The sequence below is a fragment of the Streptococcus massiliensis DSM 18628 genome (genome assembly GCF_000380065.1).
Taxonomy (GTDB): domain Bacteria; phylum Bacillota; class Bacilli; order Lactobacillales; family Streptococcaceae; genus Streptococcus; species Streptococcus massiliensis.
Genome location: NZ_KB904385.1, coordinates 1 through 21,424, shown reverse-complemented (window position 1 = coordinate 21,424; position 21,424 = coordinate 1). Strand labels below are relative to the sequence as shown.

The window sequence follows — 21,424 nt, the reverse complement described above, 5'->3', positions numbered from 1 at the left end:
AAAGTCATATTTAGCCATTTGTCCTTGGCAGTGAGGGCATTTAGGAGCGGGATAATCTAGCTTAGCCATGATTTCTTTATGTGTTCCAGCATCTACATAATCTAAAATAGTGATGTTAGGGTCTTTAATTCCGAGTAAGTTTGTGATAAAATTTAATTGTTCCATAAGATTCTTTCTAATGATGGTTTGGTCGCTTTTCATTATAAGTCTTATGGGACTTTTTTTCTACAACAAAATAGGCTCCATAATTCCTACAGTGGTTTTACCCACTACAGAAATTATAGAGCCGAAAAAGCTGGTTTTCCAGCTTTTTTAATGTAGAATATCTTCTAAAAAGGTCATCAGCTCTTCTTTGCTGGCGGGTGCCAGTCCGGTGACTAGTTTAGGTGAGCCGCCACCCTTGGCTGCTAGTTTTTCCTGCAGAGCAGCAAAGAGAGTTCGGGCTTGACCGTCAGGTGATAGGAGCGCAAAATGGGTTACTTTGTCATCTGCGACAAGCAAAATCTTCGTTTGCTGGACTTGATTGAGCAAGATTTGAGCAATCGCGCGCAAGTCTGCCACTTCAACTAAGTCTGGCAAGAATAATTCATTGAGTTTTGCAAGCTCCTGAGCTTTGTAAGTCAGGAGTTCTTTTTTCATGACTTCTAGCTGCTTTTTGTAGGATTTGTTGCTGTCAAGCAGCTTTTCCACTGCCGCAGGGAGTTCGTTCTTTGGCACTTTTAAGGTCTGCCAGAGATTTTTGAGTATTTTTTCGTCTTTTTTGAGCAATTCCGCACTAGCATAGCCAACAGAAATGAGCACGCGCGTTCCGCGCGCCGTTTTCTCAGCGCCCAGAACAACGAAACTTCCAATCTGTCCGGTGGAGTTGACATGAACAGTCGCACAAGGCTGGCGGTTTATCTCCCCAAAGCTGACCACCCGCACCTCTTCATGGTGGGCGTAGTCGGGGTCAGGATAGTCGCTCCCCTTGTAGTAGTCAAAGCTGGTAGGAATATCAGTTAGCAGAGCTTCATTCATAAAGATTTGCACGGCTTCGAGGTGCGCCTCGTCCACTTCCTTAGAATTAACCTCATACCATTGATGCTCAGGAGCTACACCGAAAGCCTCAATGTGAAGTCCCCGCTGGTCATAAAATCCGTCCAGCAGGTGCAGGGCGCTCTGGATAGTTGTGTTTAGGATACGGGTATAGGCGTCCACTTGCAGATGAATAGGATTGCTGAGCTTGCCGTCCACCTTGTGATACAGCTTATCACCTTTCCATTTCAAATCTAACACTTTCAAGCCGTTAATCGTTCCTTGGTCTGCCAGCATCCCGCCTTTTTCGCCATAAAAAACAGTGTCTTCAAAAGCATAATAGCCGTCTTTTTCTTCCTTGATTTGCGTATCAAGCGTCAAATCCAGCATCTGGTCGTAATGATTGAGCATATTTGCCTCCTTGTAAAAACTAATACTTGCTTAAAATCTCAGTAAGGACATCTCCGTCAATATTGCCGCCGCTTAGGATGAGAGCAATATTTTTCCCGCCGATTTTTTCTTTGAAATCGTGAACAGCGGCAACGGTTGTGCAGCTTCCAGCTTCAACGATGTATTTTTCTTCTTTTGCCATAAAGCTCACGGCTTGAGCAATCGATTTTTCTGAAACGACTAAAATATCGTCTACATAATCTTTTAACATTTCATAGCTGAGCTTGCCGACACCCCCTACAAGCGCATCGCAGTAAGTCTTGCTTGTTGGGTATTCCGAGTAAAAGACATTATCCTCATAAGACTTGACCATGGCAGGACAAGCCTCTGTCTGCACGCCTATAATTTTAATGTCTGCTTTTCCCGCTTTCGCAGCAACTGCAATTCCTGTGATAAGACCTCCGCCACCGATTGGTACAACGATTGTATCGATTTCAGGGCATTCTTCCAAGATTTCAAGAGCAATGGTGCCTTGCCCGCTGTAGATTTTCGGGTCGTCGTAATAAGCGTCAATAAAAGTCATATCCTGCTCTTTGATATATTCCATGCCTAATTTATGCGCCTGGTCATAATTATCTCCCATTAGCATGACTTTGGCGCCAAAATATTTAATTCGGTCAATTTTACTTTTGGGCGTCATGTTCGAGACGATAATGACCACGTTTTTAATCCCAAGAAGGGAGGCGGCGTAAGCGACCGAACTTCCGTGGTTGCCAGAAGAAATGGTCGCCACGCCCTTCTCTTTTTCTTCCTCGCTTAATGTCAGCATTTTGTTGATTGCGCCCCTGATTTTAAAACTTTTCGCCTTTTGGAAGGACTCAAGTTTAAAGTAGTAGTTGGTGTCTTTGTCGCCTAGAAAATAGGATAATTCCAAAGGCGTTTTTCTCACATAGGGTTTAATTTTTTCATAGGCTTCTGTTACATCTTCCGCGCTGAATTTCTTATTGTTTTCCATATTATTTCCTCTTTCTTTTATAGTAATGTACTAATTCCCAAGTGTTTTTTCTCAGCTAAATCAAGAGCCGTTTTGGCTGTGACAATATCTAGCAGAGCCATTCCCGTAGCATCAAAAACGGTAATGTCGGTGTCGTTTTCACGACCGACGCATTTCCCCTCCATAAGGTCGCCGATTTCGCCGATGATATCATCCGGCTGAATAACGCCCGTCTTGATAGGGATTTCGATTTCACCGACTTCTAGACAATGAACCTTATCATCAACATAAATTTTTGCTTCTTTGAGAATTTCGGGGTCAATTTCCTCTTTCCCCGCCATGTCGGCACCGATACAGGACAAGTGCGTTCCTGGCTTGACCCATTCTTTTTTGATAATCGGCTCGCGCGAAGGAGTCACGGTGATAATAATATCGCTGTCTGCGACCGAGCTTGCCATATCTGTGACATTTTCAAAAAGAACTTTGCTGGCGTCTATTTTAAATTCTTCCCACAAGCGTTTTTGAATGCCTGCGACAAAATCTTGCGCCTTGCTAGGATTTTTTACGTCAGCGACAAAGACTTTCTCAATCGAGTCAAATATGCTTAAGATAGCTGCGATTTGGTTGCTTGCTTGATTGCCAGCTCCTAAGATAAATAAGGTTTTAGCATCTTTCTTGGCTAGATATTTCGCTCCGATAGCTCCAGCTGCCCCAGTCCGAACTCCAGTGATATAGGTCGCATCTAAAATTCCCAATGGTTGCCCTGTGGTTGCGTCGTAGACAACGATGACTCCAATAAGCTGTGGTAGACCTTTTTCTTGATTGTCCTTAAACCAAGTGACGGTTTTGTGGCCGTATAGATTTGCCCCCTTTAAGAGACCAGATTTGATGTCCATATCGGCTTTGCCAGGCTCAAAATCGTAGAAAACGGTTGGCCAAACTTCTGTATTTCCATTGCTTTTTAAGCGATAGACACTTTCAACCCCTGCAATGACGCTTTCCATTTCAAGCACCTCTTTGATGTCTTCGCGGTTCAATATTTTAATGTAAAACATAGTTTCCCTCCTCTAATTAGACAAAAAGAGGCCTTAAATCCAAATCTATGCCTAACGGCAGCCCTAGCGATCTGAATTTAAGAGCCTCTAACGTTTAACCCCGGGGGATTAAACAAGCTAATATTTAATTTTTAAGTATTTTAGCATGAAAAAGAAACCTTGTCAATATTTTTTGAAAAAATTCTTACCGTTCAGGTAAAAATAGTGACCATTCGCGGTTTTTTGCTTTATTTTTCAAAAAAATGTTATAATAAAAGGCAGAGGAAATCATATAAAAAAGGAGATTTTATAATGAAAAAACCAACTTATTTTTATGTTTTATTGGTTCTATCAAGTGTAAGTTACCTGTGGTCTCTTATTAGCTTTTTCGGGAATAAAGCGAAAATTGAATATGGACCGACGGGAAATGCCGATGTGGATAAAATGTATAAAGAACTTGGGACGTTCACCAGCCGCTTGGCGGATCAAAATCGCAATACTCTATCTTTAATCATTGTTCTTGTTTCCATACTTTTACTAGCGGCTGTTTGGTTTTTCTTGTTGAAAAAAGATATTGTTAAGGCGAGCTATATCTACTTGGGACAGCTTGTTTTGAGCTTGATTTATTCGGTTTATGTTTATATGGCAGGTTCTGCCTTGCTTTCGATATTTACCACTGACCTTGGACGTCAAACAGGTTCTTTCAGTCTAAAATTAGGATTAGGAATTGGGATTGTCATGTTTCTTGTTTTTGCTGGGATTGTCCTTTTCAAACTCTTCCGTTATCAGAATGCCAAAGAAGAAATAGCAGAAAGTTGACAAAATTAGATATTCTCTCTAAAATTTTAGAGAGAATATTTTGTTAGGAGAGAAATAATGGGAAAAATAACTTTTGTTTATATTAGTTTAAGTGGTAATACAGAGAGTTTCATCAAACGTCTGACTCTCTTTTTGCAGAAAAAGCATGAGGGGCTTGAAGTGGATAGCATCAATATCAAAGACTTGGTTAAAGAGGGACAAGATTTCTTTGCTCTGGATAATCCGTTCGTTGCTTTTTTGCCGACTTATTTGGAGGGCGGCAATGGTGTGGACACAGGTGATGTGGAAATCTTGACCAATGACTTGGGTCGATTTATTGATTTTGCTGACAATGTGGACAAATGTTTAGGCATTGTCGGCAGTGGCAATCGTAATTTCAACAATCAATATTGCTTGACGGCTAAGCAATACGCCGAGCGTTTCGGCTTTCCAGTTCTCGACACCTTTGAGCTGCGGGGGCTGAATGACGACATCAAGCGCATCGGCGAAAAAATTGAAGCGCTCTATCAATTATAAAAAAGAGATTGGTTTTCCAATCTCTTTTCTGTCTACATTTTTTCAGGTGCATCTACGCCGAGCAAGCGCAGAGCTTCTTTTAGCACAAGAGCTGTTGAGTAGCTGAGTGCGAGGCGACTGTCACGCTCTGGACTTTCGTCCAAAATCCGTGTGTGCGCATAGAAACGGTTGAAGGCTTGAGCGAGGCTAATCGCGTATTTGGCGATAATAGATGGCTCAAAATTATCAGCAGCGCGCTTGATGACACGTGGGAAATCTTGTAGCAATTTGATAATTTCCCAGCTTTCAGCATCGTTGACACTGTAAGTGGCATTTTCATCTGGCTTAAAGTTGGCCTTGCGCAAGATAGATTGGATCCGAGCGTAAGCATACTGGATGTATGGCCCAGTTTCCCCTTCAAAGGAAACCATGGCTTCAAGGTCAAAGTCGTAACCGTTGCGGCGGTCGGTTTTGAGGTCGTAGAATTTAATTGCTCCGACACCGACAGCGTGAGCCACGGCATCCTTATTTTCAAGGTCGGGATTTTTTTCTTCGATTTGATTTTTCGCACGCGTAATGGCTTCTTGAATGGTTGGCTCAAGCAAAATCACATTCCCTTTACGGGTAGAGAGTTTTTGCTTGTTTTTGGTAACCAGACCGAAGTCCACATGCACCATGTCATCACTCCAGTCAAAGCCCATTTCCTTGAGAACGGCTTTTAGTTGACGGAAGTGGTTGCTTTGTTCTTGCCCCACGACGTAAATACTTTTAACAAAATGGAAAGTCCGAGCACGGAACATAGCAGTCGCAATGTCGCGCGTGATGTAGAGTGTCGCACCGTCAGATTTCTTAATCAAGGCTGGTGGTAAATTGTAGTCGTCCAGTTCAACCAGCTGGGCTCCTTTAGATTCTTTGAGCAAGCCCTTGTCCTCAAGGATTTGAACCCCTTCATCCATCTTGTCATTATAGAAAGCTTCTCCGTGATAGTAGTCAAAATCAATTCCTAGTTTTTCATAAATACGGTTAAATTCGACCAGACTTTCGTCACGGAACCATTGCCAAAGCTCAGTAGCTTCTGGGTCGCCATCTTCTAGTTTCTTGAACCAGAGGCGTCCTTCTTCGTCCAATTCTGGATCTGTTTCAATCTCTGCATTGATACGGACGTAGAGCTTGAGCAGTTCATCAATGGGATTTGCTTCAACAGCAGCTTTATCTCCCCATTTTTTATAGGCGACCATAAGAAGACCGAATTGTTTGCCCCAGTCACCTAGGTGGTTGATTTTAATGGTATTGTAGCCCATTTTGCGGAAAATATTAGACAGGGCATCCCCGATAACGGTAGAGCGCAAGTGCCCAACTGAGAATGGTTTTGCGATATTTGGACTGGAAAGGTCAATAGTGACATTGTCATTGTGTCCTTCATCTTGCTGACCGTAGTTTGCGCCGGCTGTAATGACTTGGTTCAGGACTTGTCCAGAAATAGCAGCTTTATTCAAGAAAAAGTTGACATAAGGCCCAGTTGCTACGACTTTTTCAAAGTTACTTGAGTCGATTTTTTCGGCAATTTCAGCAGCAATAGCTTGTGGAGCCTTGCGTTCGACCTTGGCAAGTGAAAAGGCAGGAAAGGCAATGTCGCCAAGTTCAGAGCTTTTTGGTTGTTCTAACAGATTGTAAATCGCTTCTGCATCAAGTGATTCAATGACGTTAGACAACTCGTTTGCAATTAGTTGTTTTGTATCCATAGTGACTCCTTTAGTTTTTCTACCTATTTTACCACATTTTTTAGCCAAAATCCAAGTTTTTTGGTATAATATGGGGTATAAATATTCACAATTATTGAGGAAAACATGCAAAAAAGGAAACGCCAAGAATTAATCACAAAAATGATTAAAGAGGAGAAGCTCAGTACACAAAAAGAAATTCAAGAACGTTTAGAAAAACAGGGTGTTTTTGTTACTCAAACGACTCTTTCGCGTGATATGCGTGAGTTAGGGCTAACCAAAGTTCGCAAGGAACATCAGACTTACTATGTACTGGCGCATGAAACGTCAAAAATTGATGTAATTGAATTTTTATCTCATCACATTCGCAAGGTAGAGCGGACAGAGTTTGCTCTGGTCTTTCACACACACTTAGGTGAGGCAGCGGTTTTGGCTAACGCAGTAGATGCTGATGCAGATGACCGTTTACTAGGAACGGTTGCAGGTGCAGATACACTATTGGCTATTTGCCGCAGTGTTGAGGGAGCTATAGAGATTGAGGCGGCAATTAACGCTCGGCTAGAACAATTAACATAAGGGGGAGAGATGGCAACAAATAAGCTATCGCCCGGCATGCAACAGTATCTGGATATTAAAAAACAGTATCCAGATGCTTTTTTACTCTTTCGCATGGGCGATTTTTATGAATTATTTTATGAGGATGCGGTCAATGCAGCGCAGATTTTAGAGATTGCTCTGACTAGTCGCAATAAAAATGCTGAAAATCCCATTCCTATGGCGGGTGTGCCTTATCATTCGGCTCAGCAATACATTGATGTGCTGGTTGAGGCGGGCTATAAGGTCGCGATTGCCGAGCAAATGGAAGACCCTAAGCAGGCGGTCGGTGTGGTCAAGCGCGAGGTAGTTCAGGTCATCACGCCGGGGACGGTGGTGGACTCAAGCAAGCCCGATAGCGAAAATAATTTCTTGGTCGCTCTGGACCAAAAAGCCGCTAGCTACGGCTTGGCTTATATGGACTTGGTCACGGGCGAATTTCAGGTGACGACGCTGAGTGATTTTGATATGGTCTGCGGCGAAATCCGCAACTTGCGGGCGCGGGAAGTAGTCATGGGCTACGATTTGCCAGAAGGAGAAGAGCAGATTTTAGCCCAGCAGATGAACCTGCTCTTGTCACCAGTTGAAGGGATTTTTGATGATGTGCATTTGCTGGGTCAGGATTTGACCGAGCTTGAAAAGCAGGTGGCAGGCAAGCTCCTAGAATATGTTCACAAGACCCAGCTGCGCGAGCTCAATCATTTGAAGAAGGTGCACCATTATGAGATTAAGGACTTTCTGCAAATGGACTATACGACCAAGAGCAGTCTTGACTTGACGGAGAATGCGCGGACGGGTAAGAAGCACGGTAGTCTCTACTGGCTCATGGATGAGACCAAGACGGCTATGGGTACGCGGCTGTTGCGCTCTTGGATACAGCGTCCGCTGATTGATGCGGGGGGGATTGGCAAGCGGCAGGATGTCGTGGCAGTCTTTTTGGAGCATTTCTTTGAGCGGAGCGATTTGACCGAAAGCCTCAAGGGCGTCTATGATATTGAGCGTTTGGCTAGTCGCGTTTCCTTTGGCAAGACCAATCCCAAAGACCTCTTGCAGCTAGCGACAACGCTGGGCAATGTCCCACAAATCAAGAGCATTTTGCAAGTAATTGACAGCCCTGTTTTGGCTAGCTTGATTGAGCATTTGGACGACATTCCAGAGCTGGCCTCTCTCATCGATGCAGCGATTTCGCCTGATGCTCCTCACGTCATCACCGAGGGCAATATTATCAAGACGGGCTTTGATGCGACTTTGGATAAGTACCGCCTGGTCATGCGAGACGGGACGAGCTGGATTGCCGAGATTGAGGCAAAAGAGCGCGAAGCGTCAGGCATCAGCAATCTCAAGATTGACTACAACAAAAAAGACGGTTATTATTTCCACGTCACCAATTCGCAGCTGGGGCATGTGCCCAGTCATTTCTTCCGCAAGGCAACGCTGAAAAATTCTGAGCGTTTTGGTACGGAGGATTTGGCGCGAATTGAAGGAGAAATGCTGGAAGCGCGGGAAAAATCTGCCAATCTGGAATATGAGATTTTCATGAGCATTCGCGAAGAAACTTCTAAATATATCCAGCGGCTGCAAGCCTTGGCTCAAACCTTGGCAACGGTTGATGTTTTGCAGAGCTTTGCGGCAGTGGCAGAAAAAGAACATCTCGTCCGCCCTATTTTCAGTAAAGAAAATACGATTTTGATTGACAAAGGCCGGCATCCCGTGGTGGAAAAAGTCATGGGGGCGCAATCCTATATTCCTAATAGTATTGAGCTCAGCCAAGAGAAAAATATCCAGCTCATCACTGGCCCCAATATGAGCGGGAAGTCCACTTATATGCGCCAGCTAGCTATGATTGTCATTATGGCGCAAATGGGTTCTTACGTTCCTGCCCAAGCAGCGCAGCTACCGATTTTTGATGCGATTTTCACGCGGATTGGAGCAGCAGATGACTTGGTATCAGGGCAATCAACCTTTATGGTCGAGATGATGGAAGCCAATCGTGCTATTCGTCAGGCGACGGACAAATCGCTCATTCTCTTTGATGAGCTGGGGCGGGGGACGGCGACTTACGACGGTATGGCGCTGGCGCAAGCTATTATCGAGTATATCCACAATCGCACCAAGGCCAAGACCCTCTTTGCCACCCACTACCATGAGCTGACGGATTTGGCGGAGACCTTGCCACAGCTGGAAAATGTCCATGTGGCGACCTTGGAAAAGGACGGGCAGGTGACTTTCTTGCATAAGATTGAGCCGGGGCCGGCTGATAAATCCTATGGGATTCATGTCGCGAAAATTGCGGGTTTACCAGAAGATTTGTTGGTGCGGGCAGATAAGATTTTGACCAAGCTAGAAAACCAGGAGCAGACTTGGTCCAAAGCGACAGTAGTTGAAAAACAACAACTGTCGCTGTTTAAGGAGAAGCCAAATCCTGTTCTTGCAGAACTCGCTAGCCTTGACATCTACAATATGACTCCGCTTGAGGTCATGACAGCAGTTGCTGATTTGAAGAAAAGATTGTAAAAAGCAGCCAGAAGACTGCTTTTATTTATCTAAAATATGGTTAATTTCCCTAACCTTTTTTCTAATAATCAGATAGAAGATTGTCCAAATAATCAGGTAAACCGCACTAAAGTAGAAAGTCATAGAGAAAATGAAAGAAAGAGGTGAGACGGGCAGCATCCAGCCTGCAAGAATAGCGAGAGGTAAAAAACCAAATAAACTGGTCAAATAATGTGCCAAGGTGGCCTTTAGTGGACTCCAGCCTCTTTCAAAGAATTGAGAACTGATACCAAAAAGCAGCCCAATCACAAACCAAATAAAGAGAGAATAAAGCATGATGAAAGCGCCATGAATGCCTTGGCTGCTAAACCATTGTCCAACTGGTGAGAAAGGATTAAGTGGGGTGTAAGGTTGAGGGCTAGAGATAAGTGAAAAGGAAATGGAAATAACAAGCCCGATAAATACGCCGATAAGACCAGCTCGCAGGATTTTTTTAATTTTCATAATCGTGCTCCTTCTGTTTATTTTTGTAAAGCTCTAACCTTTCCTTAATGGATTGCAAATAACGGCGAGAGGAAAAAGTCTTATCTCCGTTTTTAAGCGTCATTTCAATCAAGCCATTTGAAAGTAAAGTTAGGTGGGCAATCATGCTGATTTGCACGATTTCTGATTGAGAGATTTGTAAAAATCGTTGATCAAGGAGATCTTTCACTTGATAAAGTCGCAATGGGACGGTATAGCAGTCTTTTGCTGTCCACGCCAGTACTTTCCGATTTTCAATATTGAAACGTAGAATATCATTCAAATGTAAACGATAAAATTGATCTTTTTTCTTTACAGTTAGTTTGTCGGGCTGCCCTAGGCGTTCTGCCTGTTCAATTATGTTTTCAAGAGCAGGTGTCATTTCATACGCCTCCACACTGATTTTTTCCTCCGCCAAAGTCTTTGAAATAGTTACCAGAACCTTCATCTTTCTTCTCCTTTCACCTTTATTAAACCGCATTTAGCATGAGAACACAAGATCTTTTGCCTATTCGGTTGGAAATCAAGGTCATGTGGTTGAAAATTCTTCCTATTTGGTTAAAATTTATTTCAAAAACCAAGAGTTTTTCGCTTTATGTTATAATAAAAGCATGACAAAAATTATTGAATTACCAGAAATTTTAGCCAATCAAATTGCGGCTGGTGAGGTGATTGAACGACCGGCCAGCGTGGTCAAGGAGTTGGTTGAAAATTCGATTGATGCGGGCAGTAGCCAGATTACAGTTGAAATTGAGGAAGCAGGGCTTAAAAGCATTCAGATCACTGATAACGGTGAAGGCATTGTTGCTGACGATGTGCCTTTGGCGCTGCTACGCCATGCGACTAGTAAAATAAAAAAGCAATCTGATTTGTTTCGCATTCGGACCTTGGGTTTTCGGGGCGAAGCGCTGCCTTCTATTGCTTCCGTGTCCTTGTTTACAATGGAGACGGCGACTGAAAAGGAGCCACACGGCACACTCTTAGTAGCGCGTGGTGGGGAAATCGAGCAGCTAGAGCCAGCTAGCAGCCCAGTTGGAACCAAAATTCGAGTGGAGGATTTATTTTTCAATACGCCAGCTCGCCTCAAATATATGAAAAGCCAGCAGGCGGAGTTATCTCACATTATTGATGTCATCAACCGCTTGAGCTTGGCTCATCCTGACATTGCTTTTACTCTGATTAACGACGGTCGGGAACTCACCCGCACAGCTGGGACGGGCAATCTCCGCCAAGCCATTGCAGGGATTTACGGACTGGCCAGCGCCAAGAAAATGATTGAAATTGCTGCGGAAGATTTGGACTTCTCAGTGACGGGCTACATCAGTCTGCCAGAATTGACTCGTGCCAATCGCAACTATATCACCATTCTCATCAATGGGCGCTACATCAAGAATTTTCTGCTTAATCGCGCGATTTTGGACGGCTACGGCAGCAAGCTCATGGTTGGACGTTTTCCGCTTGCCATTATCAATATCCAGATTGACCCCTATCTTGCCGATGTCAATGTGCATCCGACCAAGCAAGAAGTGCGGATTTCTAAGGAGCGAGAGCTGATGACCTTGATTTCACAGGCTATCGCTGCAAGTCTTAAGGAGCAAGACTTAATTCCCGACGCTTTGGAAAATCTTGCCAAAGCAACCATTAAACGCACTCAAAAACCTGAGCAGACCAGCCTTCCTTTACAGGAGAATCAACTTTATTATGATAGGGGAAAAAGCCAGATTCTGCCAAGACCAGAGGTTTCTGATAGCCAAGCCCAGTTGGAGCAGGTTGACAAAACTGTAAAGGAAGTTGACAGTCCTCCAACTAGCAAGGTTCGTTTTGCTGAGCGAAATGCTGCTCCTTATGACCAGCTAGACCACCCGGAGCTAGACCCAGCTAGCCTTGAGCGAGCTTTGGACAAGCTGGAAAAGGAAGAAAAATCTTCTTTTCCAGAGCTGGAATTTTTCGGTCAAATGCACGGAACCTATCTTTTTGCCCAAGGGCAGGGCGGTCTTTATATCATTGACCAGCATGCTGCTCAGGAGCGAGTCAAGTACGAGTATTACCGCGAAAAAATTGGCGATGTGGATAGCAGTCAGCAGCAGCTTTTGGTGCCTTATATTTTTGAGTTTCCGGCTGACGACATGCTGCGTATCAAGCAACGCATGAATTTGCTAGAGGAAGTTGGCATTTTTCTGGAGGAATACGGAGCCAACCAATTTATCCTGCGCGAGCACCCGATTTGGTTCAAGGAGGAAGAAATCGAGACGGGCATTTACGAAATCTGTGATATGCTACTCTTGACCAAGGAAGTTTCCATTAAAAAATATCGTGCTGAACTTGCCATTATGATGAGCTGCAAGCGCTCGATTAAGGCCAATCATCGTCTGGACGATTACTCGGCGCGTGATTTGATTTATCAGTTGTCGCAGTGTGACAATCCTTACAACTGCCCACACGGTCGCCCGGTTTTGGTCAATTTTTCCAAGGCCGATATGGAAAAAATGTTCCGCCGCATTCAGGAAAATCACACTAGCCTTAGAGAGCTGGGGAAATATTAAAGGAGTTCGTCATGGAAATAGTTGGCATGAAAAAAGAGGATTATCAGGAAGTGTATGATCTGTGGCTGGCTTGTGCTGGTATGGGCTTGAACGACCTAGATGACTCCCAGCAAGGGATTAGCTCTTTCTTAGCCAGAAATCCTCAGACCTGCTTTGTAGCTAAAAAATCGGGAAAAATTGTTGGCGTTATTCTTGTAGGTTCTGACGGACGAAGGGGTTATATCTACCATACGGCAGTTCATCCAGACCACCGCAGGCAAGGAATTGCTGGGAAATTGGTGGAGAAGTCTGTGGCTGCTCTGAAAGAAGTGGGCATTCACAAGGTCGCTCTGGTCATTTTTGAAAAAAATCAAAAGGGAAATGACTTCTGGGAAAAGCTAGGCTTTACAGTGCGCGAAGACCTAGTTTATCGAAATAAGACAATCACTCAAATGACGCGGATTGATACATGATAAAACCCTACCTTGAACTATGTTCAGGGTAGGCTTTGTTTATTTTAGTTGCTTGTGACTAGAAATTCTCGAAAATCTTTCAAAAGATAGAGACCAAGCAGGAGCAAGGCTCCTAGAGTGAGTGAGACGGCAGGAGTTCCCAGACTGGTTGCGATAGAGACAAGGAGAATGGAAAGAAGACTTGGAAGGACAATTGTGATAGCACTAATGGCAGATTGAACAGCTCCCATGCTTTTTTCGGGAATCAAGCTAAAAACAGCTGCTTGTAGTCTCGGTGCGGTAATACCGGTCACCAGTGCATCGCCAAAGACAGCAAAGGTGATGAGGATAAAGTTGTTGGAGAAAAACCCAATCAATAGCAGACCTTCCATAAACTGACCAGCGTAGAGACTGGTTTTTGTGGAAATATTTTTTAGAAGATTGCCGCTAAAAAGACTGCCTCCAATCACCCCAATAAGCTCGATTGTGGTTAATAAAGCAAGGGATTGCCCTGTCTCTAAACCTAAAAAGGGATGTTTAATCAACAACAGAGTAACCACAGGTGTGACGACAGTCAAAACCGCTTGGCTAATGGAGATAATGACAAACAGTTTCATAGCGCCTTTAAAAGCCAGTAGCTGCTTGACAGAATCAAGCAAATGTTGCCAAAAATTTTTGAGATTGATTGGTTTTTGTTCGAGTTCTATAGTTTCTTCATAACGCATGAGGCTTTTCTTGATTAGCAAAATTCCCAAAAAAGAAAGCAGGAAGGTAAGAGCATTGATAAAAGCCAGCAACTCAATGCTAATAAATCCTAACAATAGCCCACCGGCTAGGTTGCTGAGGGTTCTCACCAGATTGATTGTTGCTTGCCGAAACCCCATAGCTGAAGCCATATCTTCGCTGATGAGTTTGATAAAAATGGGCGTCAGCATAGCTCCCGAAAAGAAGCTAATCGTATCAGAAATCAGATTGATAAGGCAAATAATAATGACGGAGCCAAGGGAAAAAGCTGTGCCAGATAATAGAAGTGCCACCAAGAAATACAAGACGAATTTGACAAAAGTAAGAAAAGTGTACTTGAAAATCCGCTTGGTCTGAAAATCGGCAATCGCTCCTGTAAAAATTTGCAGGATTTGCGGCGCTGTCTCCGACAGGGAAATGAGAAAGATAGCCAGAGGGGCGAAAGGTGCGGAGGAGACATGATTGATAAAAGCCAGATAAAAAATCGTATCTCCTACCGTTGAAATCCATTGATTGATCGTCAGTTGTCTGAAATCCTTATTTGTAAAAAATATATTCATGGCAAGCCCTCTTCTAGCTCAAATGGAAATTTGTTTAAAAATTCATTTTCATTTTAAATTTCATTGTATAGTTACTTCTAATGATTATAATTATACAAAAAATAGAATGTTATATCAAGTTCCTTCATTTGATGCCTGCTTTTCCTGCACTTGGCTTCCTGCCAGAAGGTCGCCTAGGTGCCGCTTGTCTTTGCTAAAGATAGTCATGACAATCAGAAGGAGCATGAAAAGAAGCGATAGGGTCGTCAGAACAATCGCCCAGCTATCTCCCTTATAAATGGCGCGAATGGTTCCCATATGCCCTAGCTGCCAAGGAAGGAATTTGACGGTAGATCTGGCTAAACTAGCCAGCACCGTTTTCTTGCGGTAAACCAGCTCTAACCCCGCCCACCTTTTACCAAAACTGCCTTTTCCGTAGTCCAGATAGGTAAATAGCAGGATAATGGGGAGGACAGAAGTCAAAGTGGCTGTCAGTTGCGATTGGCTTTCTGTCAAACGTGGAATTTTGCCTAAAATAATCGTGTAAAAGCCCATTGTCAAAAGAAAAAGTAGCAAAAGATAGAGCCAGATAAAGCCCAAATCAAGCAAAACTTCCTTAATTCTCTTTTTGATAGGCAGATGATTGATTTTCCGGATCTTCATTCCCGTCTCCTTCTTTCTTTTCTTCAAAACTGATGACTTGGTTGAGGTACTTTTCTTTGATATTGATGCTTTTCTTGATAGCTATTGCGCTGGCAATGAGGAGAAAAAAGCTCAACCAAGCGACCAGCGTATATTGCTTAGGAAAGTAAAAACTCCCTATCCAAATAAAGTAAATCAAGGCGATAACAAAAATGTAAACTACTTGCCAAAAGCCGAAAGACTTGACTTCTTTATAATAGCGCTCCTTTTCATGAGCGGGGATTGTGATAGTTGTCCGCTCGGGCTCGTTTTTATCTTCCAAAAGGAGATAATCCGTCGTTACTTGAAAAATCTTGCTCAGCTCGATAATTTTCTCGATTTCGGGAAGCGCTTGTCCAGATTCCCATTTGGAAATACTCTGACGAGAGACGTTGATTTTCTCGGCTAACTGCTCTTGAGAAAAATGTTTTTCTTTTCGTAGGGTAAAAATTTTTTCAGCGAGTTTCATAGCTATCCCTCCATTTCTATCTGTATTTTATCATTTTCCCCATGAATTGAGAAGATAGTTCCCTTTCCATTTTGGCAACCAGCGGTTGCACTTGCCATTGCACTAGAAAAAACAGCAGAATGTGGTATACTAGATAGAAAAAGCGAAAAAATTGATGTAATAGGAACGAAAGATGAAAGAATTTTTTGCCCTCCCCAAGCAAATTCAAATGCGGGAGTGGATGAGTTTTGTAGCACGGATTTTAGAAAGTGCTATTACTCCTTTTATGGCCATGTACTATGTTCAGTATTTCGGCGCTTTTTGGGCAGGGATATTTATGATAACAACCAAGCTCATCGGTTTTTTAGCTGGACTGTACGGCGGACATTTGGCAGACCTTTGGGGGCGTAAGAAAGTCATTGACTGGGGAAACTTTGGCCTCGCGAGCGGCTACCTTCTTGTGCTGCTAGCAAATGCGCCTAATCATATTTTCCCTTTTTTGACTTTTATCGGAATTTTGCTGGCAGAGACCGCTGGAAATTTTTCTTGGCCGGCTATTGATGCGATGATTATTGATTTGACTGACGAGCAAAATCGCCGTTTCGTTTACACGATTGGTTATTGGTTTATCAATGTGTCCATTATGCTAGGAGCAGGGATTGCAGGTTTCTTTTATGACCACCATTTTTTTGAGTTGCTTCTGGTTTTGACGGTGATTAGCTTCTTGAATTTTTTCCTCGCTTGGAAATATTTTTCAGAAAGCAAGCCAGCTGATTTGGTCTTCGAGCATGGTAGCAGCCCTTTAGCGACCGTGAAAAATTATGCTTCTATCTTTCAAGACAAAATTTTCCTACTTTATACATTGGGGACTATGTTTAATAGTGTCATCTGGTGGCAAATTGACAATTATGTGCCAGTTCATTTGAAAGAGTCATTCATCGCGAGCAGCGTTTGGGGTGTCCGTATTTCGGGAGCCAAGATGCTCAGTATCATGGTCTTTGTCAATACCTTGATCGTTGTTTGTTTCATGACGACTGCCAATCGTTTGACCAAGAAAATGAAGCTCATACCGCAGTTTTTACTAGGAAGCATTGTCTTTGACTTGGGTATGTTTTTCGTTATTGTCTTCAGGAGTTTCTGGATTCTGTTTTTGCTATCCATTCTTTATACCATAGGAGAAATCATCTGCGTGCCGCCGAGCCAAGTCTTACGGGCGGAAATGATGAACGAGAACAAGCTCGGAACTTACTCAGGTTTTCTGAATATGGCGCAGCCTTTGGCATCTATTTTGGCAGGGGCAATGATTTCTATCAGCGCCGCAACAGGTGCTGTAGGTGTTTGGCTCGTTTTTATCGCGTGTGCAGTGCTTGGTTTAGTCCTTATCATAAGGGCAGCACATTTACACGGAATTTCAAATCAATCATAGAAAGTGAAAACAATGTACGAATACTTTAAAGGAATATTAACAAAAATTACAGCAAAATATATTGTTATAGAAGTTGGAGGTATCGGCTATATCCTCCATGTGGCCAATCCTTACGCTTATTCGGGCAAGATGAAAGAGGAACTTTTGATTTATGTTCATCAGGTGGTGCGAGAGGACGCAGAGCTCCTTTATGGTTTTTCGAGCGAGGAGGAGAAGAAGCTCTTTTTAAACCTTATCTCGGTTTCTGGTATTGGTCCGGTATCCGCGCTAGCCATTATCGCTGCTGATGACAATGCAGGTCTGGTCCAAGCCATTGAGCAAAAGAACATCACTTACCTGACAAAATTTCCTAAAATCGGCAAAAAAACAGCCCAGCAAATGGTGCTGGACTTGGAAGGCAAGGTTGCGGCGGCAGGAGATGCTAGTCCAAGTCGGGTGGCTGCGCCGTCAAGCGACAATCAAGCCTTGGAGGAAGCCATGGAAGCCATGCTGGCGCTGGGCTATAAGGCGGCAGAACTCAAGAAAATCAAGAAATTCTTTGAAGGAACCAAGGATACGGCTGAAAATTACATCAAGTCAGCCCTCAAGATGTTGGTAAAATAAGGAGGTGGAATAATGACCAAACGCTGCGGCTGGGTAAAAATGAATAATCCACTCTACATCGCCTATCACGATGAGGAATGGGGCAAGCCTCTGCACGATGAACGGGCGCTCTTTGAGCTGCTCTGCCTCGAAAGCTATCAGTCGGGCCTCTCTTGGGAGACGGTTCTCAACAAACGCCAAGCCTTTCGGCAGGCTTTTCATGGCTATGAGCTGGACAAGGTGGCTGCCATGAGCGACCAAGATTTAGATGCGCTGTTAGACAATCCAGCCATTATCCGCAACAAAAGCAAGATTCATGCCACGCGCGCTAATGCTTCAGCCTTTCTAGCTGTGCAGGCAGAATTTGGCTCTTTCAACGACTATCTCTGGGCTTTTGTGGATTTTGAGCCCATTGATAATCAGGTGACAGACTATACTCTGGCGCCCGCCAAGACAGCTCTATCCGAGCAGATTTCCAAAGACATGAAGAAACGCGGCTTCAAGTTTGTCGGGCCCGTCTGCGTTTACTCCTTTTTACAAGCAGCAGGTCTCGTCAACGACCATGAAGTGGATTGTGCTTTTAAATAAAAACCTAGTCCAGCCAGGTTTTTTATTCTGTCTTTTGTAGCCAAATTTTTTCCTTAATAAACATGCACAATTCATAAAAAGCATGAGAGTAGAGATAAGAAGACCAAGCATAAAAATTCTTTTTGAAAAATAGAAGTCGGCGATAATCACGAGAATGGGTAAAAGATAAAAAATAACCAGATAATGCCATTTTTTGGCGCGGCTATCTGCGATGCCCTTTTTTCCAAGCGCCCGTCTCCCTTGATGAGTTGGTCAAGGCTGAGGTCAAATTCCTTGCTAATGGTGATGAGATTGGCAATGTCGGGAATGCTTTTTCCGCTTCCCAGCGGGCAATAGCAGAGCGAGAAAACTGTAATTTTTCAGCCAAGTCTTCCTGTGTTAGGTTATGTTGACGACGGATTTCTTTTAAAATGGCAGAGATTTTCATTTTTCTATCCTCGCTTTCTTTTTTCAATTTTATTACAGAAAGATTTGGCTCATTTGCCAAGAGCGGTAGTCCGACAAATTTGTTATTCTCCATAACAAAATGGATTTTTGGTAAGAAATGTAGATTTTTTACCAAAATTAAGGTTTTTTCCGTTTTTTATGATAAAATGAAGCCAAATTCCGAATAGTCAGGTAGGAGGTCTTATGAAAGCAGAAATTATTGCTGTAGGTACAGAGATTTTGACAGGGCAAATTGTCAACACCAATGCGCAATTTTTATCAGAAAAGCTAGCCAGTCTGGGAATCGACGTTTATTTTCAAACGGCAGTCGGTGACAATGAAGAACGGCTCTTGTCCATTTTAGAAATTGCTAGAAGACGTAGCGATTTGGTGATTTTAACAGGAGGGCTGGGGCCAACCGAAGACGATTTAACCAAGCAAACCTTGTCCAAGTTTTTGGGGCGTGACTTGCTGTTCGACCAGAAAGCTATGGAAAAATTGGATGATTTTTTTGCCAGTCGTCCGGACCGCGTCCGCACTCCAAATAATGAACGCCAGGCGCAGATGCTTGAGGGTGCTATTGCCCTGCAAAACAGGACAGGGCTAGCAGTTGGCGGCTTGATTGAAATCGACCAAGTGACCTATGTTCTGCTGCCGGGACCTCCGAGCGAGCTAAAGCCAATGGTTAATCAAGAGTTGGTTCCCTTGCTTGCAACAGGCGAGCAGCTTTACTCGCGTGTCTTGCGTTTCTTTGGCATTGGTGAAAGTCAGCTGGTTACGATTTTGGCGGATTTGATTGACAAGCAGACCGACCCGACCATTGCTCCTTATGCAAAGACGGGTGAAGTGACCCTGCGTTTGTCGACCAAGGCGATTAGTCAGGAGCTAGCCAATCTCAAGCTGGATACGGTGGAGCAGGAAATTCTGGCGCATGGGAATTTAGCAGAGCTTTTTTATGGCTGTGGCGATGATAATTCTTTGGCGAAGACGACTTTTGACTTGCTGAAAGAAACGGGCAAGACCATAACTGCGGCAGAGAGCCTGACAGCGGGACTGTTTCAAGCTAGTTTAGCTGATTTTTCAGGCGCTTCTGCTGTTTTCAAGGGTGGTTTTGTCACTTATAGCATGGAAGAAAAGAGCAAAATGCTGGACATTCCGCTAGCAGACTTGAAAGAGCAGGGAGTAGTCTCGACTTTCACGGCTGAAAAAATGGCAGAGCAGGCACGAAAACTGACTGAGAGTGACCTAGCGGTGAGTTTGACTGGAGTGGCAGGGCCAGACAGTCTGGAAGGGCAGCCTGCAGGGACGGTTTTCATCGGCTTAGCAACGGCGGAGAAGGTCGAGTCTGTTCGGGTCAATATCGCAGGCAGAAGTCGCTCAGATGTGCGAGAAATTGCTGTTCTACACGCTTTTAATCTAGTACGAAAGACTTTATTAAAAGCCTAAATTTTGGTATAATGATAAGAGTGCCGATTTGCAACTTTTTAGAAAAAAACAGGAGAAATAAATGGCGAAAAAACAAAAAAAATTGGATGAAATTACGAAAAAATTTGGCGATGAACGCCAGAAAGCCTTGGACAATGCCTTAAAAAATATCGAAAAAGATTTTGGTAAGGGTGCGATTATGCGTCTGGGTGAGCGAGCTGAGCAAAAAGTTCAGGTCATGAGCTCAGGAAGTCTGGCTCTGGACATTGCTTTGGGAGCTGGTGGTTATCCTAAGGGACGGATTATTGAGATTTACGGACCAGAAAGTTCTGGTAAGACGACGGTAGCCCTCCACGCGGTTGCGCAAGCGCAAAAAGAAGGCGGAATTGCTGCTTTTATCGATGCTGAGCACGCTCTGGATCCTGCTTATGCAGCTGCCTTGGGAGTAAATATTGACGAGCTCCTCTTGTCTCAGCCGGATTCAGGGGAGCAAGGTCTGGAAATCGCTGGGAAATTGATTGACTCAGGTGCTGTTGATTTAGTTGTCGTTGACTCGGTGGCAGCCCTGGTGCCGCGCGCTGAAATTGATGGCGATATCGGTGACAGCCACGTTGGTCTGCAAGCTCGGATGATGAGCCAAGCCATGCGTAAGTTGTCAGCTTCCATTAACAAAACCAAGACCATTGCTATTTTCATCAACCAACTACGGGAAAAGGTCGGCATTATGTTCGGAAATCCCGAAACAACACCAGGTGGACGCGCGCTCAAGTTCTACGCTTCTGTCCGTCTAGATGTGCGTGGAAATACGCAAATCAAAGGGACAGGCGACGAAAAGGACACCAATGTTGGTAAGGAAACCAAGATTAAGGTCGTTAAAAACAAGGTCGCTCCGCCGTTCAAGGAAGCCTTTGTCGAAATCATGTATGGCGAAGGGATTTCAAAAACGGGTGAGTTGATTAAGATTGCAACTGATTTGGATATTATCCAAAAGGCAGGGGCTTGGTACTCCTACAAGGGCGACAAGATTGGGCAAGGCTCTGAAAATGCCAAGAAATACTTGGCTGACCACCCAGAAATCTTTGAAGAAATTGACCGCCAAGTACGGGTCAAATACGGTTTGATTGAAGGAGTAGAAACAGAAGACTTAGAAACTGAAACCGCGAAACAAGAAGAACCGAAACAAGAAGAAGTTGTTCTTGAGTTGGATGACGCCATTGAAATTGAAGAGTAAAAGCAAAGAGCCTGGGACAAAATAATTCTCAGCCACAAAAAAAGCTAGAGCTTCCCAATTGCGGAACTCTAGCTTTTTAATTTTGAGTCGTTCTCTTATTGTATTTTAGGAGGTTATTGGCCATAAGTACCAATCCCATGTCAATTCTCACTTGACGCTTCCCTCTCAGATTACATCTCTTGTAACCCAAACAAGCCTTTATCTGCCCAAAGACAGGTTCCACATCAATCTTGCGTTGAGCGAAAATCTGTCTACCTTGGGGAGATAAAAGCGCCTGACATTCT

Annotated in this window: 21 protein-coding genes and 2 pseudogenes; 11 read left to right on the top strand and 12 right to left on the bottom strand. The window is 43.7% G+C overall.

Annotated elements, in window-relative coordinates; genetic code table 11:
- The 4 genes and pseudogenes from A3I3_RS10145 to A3I3_RS0104975 all read right to left on the bottom strand — a co-directional run.
- Positions 1 to 165 (bottom strand): annotated as a pseudogene (locus A3I3_RS10145) (ISL3 family transposase); the annotation flags it as partial.
- A 147-nt stretch (positions 166 to 312) separates the two neighbouring features.
- Complete coding sequence (locus A3I3_RS0104985; protein ID WP_018371635.1) at positions 313 to 1,425, bottom strand: alanine--tRNA ligase; 1,113 nt, start codon at positions 1,423 to 1,425, stop codon at positions 313 to 315.
- Between the two features lie 19 nt (positions 1,426 to 1,444).
- Positions 1,445 to 2,419 (bottom strand): threonine ammonia-lyase, encoded by a 975-nt coding sequence (locus A3I3_RS0104980; RefSeq protein WP_018371634.1) that lies wholly within the window; start codon positions 2,417 to 2,419, stop codon positions 1,445 to 1,447.
- A gap of 17 nt (positions 2,420 to 2,436) precedes the next feature.
- A complete protein-coding gene (locus A3I3_RS0104975) occupies positions 2,437 to 3,453 on the bottom strand; it encodes an ornithine cyclodeaminase family protein (protein ID WP_018371633.1) in 1,017 nt (338 codons plus the stop codon).
- Positions 3,454 to 3,744: 291 nt separating this feature from the next.
- Between A3I3_RS0104975 and A3I3_RS0104970 the strand changes: the two genes are divergently transcribed.
- On the top strand, positions 3,745 to 4,251 hold the full coding sequence (locus A3I3_RS0104970; RefSeq protein ID WP_018371632.1) for an ABC transporter permease: 507 nt from the start codon (positions 3,745 to 3,747) through the stop codon (positions 4,249 to 4,251).
- 57 nt (positions 4,252 to 4,308) lie between these two features.
- Positions 4,309 to 4,767, top strand: a complete 459-nt coding sequence (gene nrdI / locus A3I3_RS0104965) for a class Ib ribonucleoside-diphosphate reductase assembly flavoprotein NrdI (protein ID WP_018371631.1) — start codon at positions 4,309 to 4,311, stop codon at positions 4,765 to 4,767.
- Between the two features lie 32 nt (positions 4,768 to 4,799).
- Here nrdI and argS read toward each other — a convergent pair whose 3' ends face one another.
- Positions 4,800 to 6,488, bottom strand: coding sequence for an arginine--tRNA ligase (argS, locus tag A3I3_RS0104960; RefSeq protein WP_018371630.1), 1,689 nt, complete (start codon positions 6,486 to 6,488; stop codon positions 4,800 to 4,802).
- Positions 6,489 to 6,593: 105 nt separating this feature from the next.
- Here argS and argR point away from each other — a divergent pair, with 105 nt between their 5' ends.
- Positions 6,594 to 7,043 (top strand): arginine repressor, encoded by a 450-nt coding sequence (gene argR / locus A3I3_RS0104955; protein WP_018371629.1) that lies wholly within the window; start codon positions 6,594 to 6,596, stop codon positions 7,041 to 7,043.
- Between the two features lie 9 nt (positions 7,044 to 7,052).
- The gene (gene mutS / locus A3I3_RS0104950; protein WP_018371628.1) at positions 7,053 to 9,575 is read left to right on the top strand and encodes a DNA mismatch repair protein MutS; all 2,523 of its coding nucleotides are present in this window, start codon (positions 7,053 to 7,055) and stop codon (positions 9,573 to 9,575) included.
- A 21-nt stretch (positions 9,576 to 9,596) separates the two neighbouring features.
- Here the strand turns inward: mutS and A3I3_RS0104945 are convergent, their stop codons facing one another.
- Both A3I3_RS0104945 and A3I3_RS0104940 read right to left on the bottom strand, forming a co-directional pair.
- Entirely contained in the window at positions 9,597 to 10,058 is a 462-nt protein-coding gene (locus A3I3_RS0104945; RefSeq protein WP_018371627.1) for a DUF3021 domain-containing protein, read from the bottom strand.
- On the bottom strand, positions 10,048 to 10,524 hold the full coding sequence (locus A3I3_RS0104940) for a LytTR family DNA-binding domain-containing protein (RefSeq protein ID WP_018371626.1): 477 nt from the start codon (positions 10,522 to 10,524) through the stop codon (positions 10,048 to 10,050). The genes A3I3_RS0104945 and A3I3_RS0104940 overlap by 11 nt, the downstream gene beginning before the upstream one ends.
- A 163-nt stretch (positions 10,525 to 10,687) precedes the next feature.
- Here A3I3_RS0104940 and mutL point away from each other — a divergent pair, with 163 nt between their 5' ends.
- Together mutL and A3I3_RS0104930 are read left to right on the top strand one after the other, a co-directional pair.
- Entirely contained in the window at positions 10,688 to 12,619 is a 1,932-nt protein-coding gene (gene mutL / locus A3I3_RS0104935; protein WP_026216827.1) for a DNA mismatch repair endonuclease MutL, read from the top strand.
- Positions 12,620 to 12,630: 11 nt separating this feature from the next.
- Positions 12,631 to 13,071, top strand: a complete 441-nt coding sequence (locus A3I3_RS0104930; protein ID WP_018371624.1) for a GNAT family N-acetyltransferase — start codon at positions 12,631 to 12,633, stop codon at positions 13,069 to 13,071.
- Positions 13,072 to 13,115: 44 nt separating this feature from the next.
- Here A3I3_RS0104930 and A3I3_RS0104925 read toward each other — a convergent pair whose 3' ends face one another.
- The 3 genes from A3I3_RS0104925 to A3I3_RS0104915 all read right to left on the bottom strand — a co-directional run bounded on the left by A3I3_RS0104925 (position 13,116) and on the right by A3I3_RS0104915 (position 15,483).
- Positions 13,116 to 14,354 carry an MFS transporter gene (locus A3I3_RS0104925; protein WP_018371623.1) on the bottom strand — a complete coding sequence of 413 codons (1,239 nt, stop codon included), beginning with the start codon at positions 14,352 to 14,354 and terminating at the stop codon, positions 13,116 to 13,118.
- 114 nt (positions 14,355 to 14,468) lie between these two features.
- Entirely contained in the window at positions 14,469 to 14,996 is a 528-nt protein-coding gene (locus A3I3_RS0104920) for an RDD family protein (protein WP_018371622.1), read from the bottom strand.
- Positions 14,950 to 15,483 carry a helix-turn-helix domain-containing protein gene (locus A3I3_RS0104915; RefSeq protein WP_018371621.1) on the bottom strand — a complete coding sequence of 178 codons (534 nt, stop codon included), beginning with the start codon at positions 15,481 to 15,483 and terminating at the stop codon, positions 14,950 to 14,952. The genes A3I3_RS0104920 and A3I3_RS0104915 overlap by 47 nt, the downstream gene beginning before the upstream one ends.
- Before the next feature lie 172 nt (positions 15,484 to 15,655).
- Here A3I3_RS0104915 and A3I3_RS0104910 point away from each other — a divergent pair, with 172 nt between their 5' ends.
- The 3 genes from A3I3_RS0104910 to A3I3_RS0104900 are packed head-to-tail and all read left to right on the top strand — an operon-like array spanning position 15,656 to position 18,058.
- A complete protein-coding gene (locus tag A3I3_RS0104910; RefSeq protein ID WP_018371620.1) occupies positions 15,656 to 16,888 on the top strand; it encodes an MDR family MFS transporter in 1,233 nt (410 codons plus the stop codon).
- Between the two features lie 12 nt (positions 16,889 to 16,900).
- Positions 16,901 to 17,491 carry a Holliday junction branch migration protein RuvA gene (ruvA, locus tag A3I3_RS0104905; protein ID WP_018371619.1) on the top strand — a complete coding sequence of 197 codons (591 nt, stop codon included), beginning with the start codon at positions 16,901 to 16,903 and terminating at the stop codon, positions 17,489 to 17,491.
- A gap of 12 nt (positions 17,492 to 17,503) precedes the next feature.
- Positions 17,504 to 18,058 carry a DNA-3-methyladenine glycosylase I gene (locus tag A3I3_RS0104900; protein ID WP_018371618.1) on the top strand — a complete coding sequence of 185 codons (555 nt, stop codon included), beginning with the start codon at positions 17,504 to 17,506 and terminating at the stop codon, positions 18,056 to 18,058.
- 22 nt (positions 18,059 to 18,080) lie between these two features.
- On the opposite strand, the pseudogene A3I3_RS10475 reads toward A3I3_RS0104900, so the two are convergent.
- Positions 18,081 to 18,485 (bottom strand): annotated as a pseudogene (locus A3I3_RS10475) (helix-turn-helix domain-containing protein).
- A 203-nt stretch (positions 18,486 to 18,688) separates the two neighbouring features.
- Here A3I3_RS10475 and A3I3_RS0104885 point away from each other — a divergent pair.
- Both A3I3_RS0104885 and recA read left to right on the top strand, forming a co-directional pair.
- The gene (locus tag A3I3_RS0104885; RefSeq protein WP_018371616.1) at positions 18,689 to 19,930 is read left to right on the top strand and encodes a competence/damage-inducible protein A; all 1,242 of its coding nucleotides are present in this window, start codon (positions 18,689 to 18,691) and stop codon (positions 19,928 to 19,930) included.
- Positions 19,931 to 19,991: 61 nt separating this feature from the next.
- On the top strand, positions 19,992 to 21,140 hold the full coding sequence (gene recA, locus A3I3_RS0104880; protein ID WP_018371615.1) for a recombinase RecA: 1,149 nt from the start codon (positions 19,992 to 19,994) through the stop codon (positions 21,138 to 21,140).
- A 76-nt stretch (positions 21,141 to 21,216) separates the two neighbouring features.
- Here recA and A3I3_RS0104875 read toward each other — a convergent pair.
- Positions 21,217 to 21,424, bottom strand: a 208-nt coding sequence (locus A3I3_RS0104875) for a transposase (protein ID WP_018371614.1), incomplete at its 5' end; no start/stop codon positions are given.

Coding starts and splice junctions, on each gene's coding strand:
- argS (WP_018371630.1), bottom strand. CDS start 6,488: ATGGATACAAAACAACTAATTGCAAACGAGTTGTCTAACGTCATTGAA.
- mutS (WP_018371628.1), top strand. CDS start 7,053: ATGGCAACAAATAAGCTATCGCCCGGCATGCAACAGTATCTGGATATT.
- ruvA (WP_018371619.1), top strand. CDS start 16,901: ATGTACGAATACTTTAAAGGAATATTAACAAAAATTACAGCAAAATAT.
- nrdI (WP_018371631.1), top strand. CDS start 4,309: ATGGGAAAAATAACTTTTGTTTATATTAGTTTAAGTGGTAATACAGAG.
- A3I3_RS0104975 (WP_018371633.1), bottom strand. CDS start 3,453: ATGTTTTACATTAAAATATTGAACCGCGAAGACATCAAAGAGGTGCTT.
- A3I3_RS0104915 (WP_018371621.1), bottom strand. CDS start 15,483: ATGAAACTCGCTGAAAAAATTTTTACCCTACGAAAAGAAAAACATTTT.
- A3I3_RS0104980 (WP_018371634.1), bottom strand. CDS start 2,419: ATGGAAAACAATAAGAAATTCAGCGCGGAAGATGTAACAGAAGCCTAT.
- recA (WP_018371615.1), top strand. CDS start 19,992: ATGGCGAAAAAACAAAAAAAATTGGATGAAATTACGAAAAAATTTGGC.
- A3I3_RS0104920 (WP_018371622.1), bottom strand. CDS start 14,996: ATGAAGATCCGGAAAATCAATCATCTGCCTATCAAAAAGAGAATTAAG.
- A3I3_RS0104925 (WP_018371623.1), bottom strand. CDS start 14,354: ATGAATATATTTTTTACAAATAAGGATTTCAGACAACTGACGATCAAT.
- A3I3_RS0104900 (WP_018371618.1), top strand. CDS start 17,504: ATGACCAAACGCTGCGGCTGGGTAAAAATGAATAATCCACTCTACATC.
- A3I3_RS0104885 (WP_018371616.1), top strand. CDS start 18,689: ATGAAAGCAGAAATTATTGCTGTAGGTACAGAGATTTTGACAGGGCAA.
- argR (WP_018371629.1), top strand. CDS start 6,594: ATGCAAAAAAGGAAACGCCAAGAATTAATCACAAAAATGATTAAAGAG.
- mutL (WP_026216827.1), top strand. CDS start 10,688: ATGACAAAAATTATTGAATTACCAGAAATTTTAGCCAATCAAATTGCG.
- A3I3_RS0104970 (WP_018371632.1), top strand. CDS start 3,745: ATGAAAAAACCAACTTATTTTTATGTTTTATTGGTTCTATCAAGTGTA.
- A3I3_RS0104940 (WP_018371626.1), bottom strand. CDS start 10,524: ATGAAGGTTCTGGTAACTATTTCAAAGACTTTGGCGGAGGAAAAAATC.
- A3I3_RS0104945 (WP_018371627.1), bottom strand. CDS start 10,058: ATGAAAATTAAAAAAATCCTGCGAGCTGGTCTTATCGGCGTATTTATC.
- A3I3_RS0104930 (WP_018371624.1), top strand. CDS start 12,631: ATGGAAATAGTTGGCATGAAAAAAGAGGATTATCAGGAAGTGTATGAT.
- A3I3_RS0104910 (WP_018371620.1), top strand. CDS start 15,656: ATGAAAGAATTTTTTGCCCTCCCCAAGCAAATTCAAATGCGGGAGTGG.
- A3I3_RS0104985 (WP_018371635.1), bottom strand. CDS start 1,425: ATGCTCAATCATTACGACCAGATGCTGGATTTGACGCTTGATACGCAA.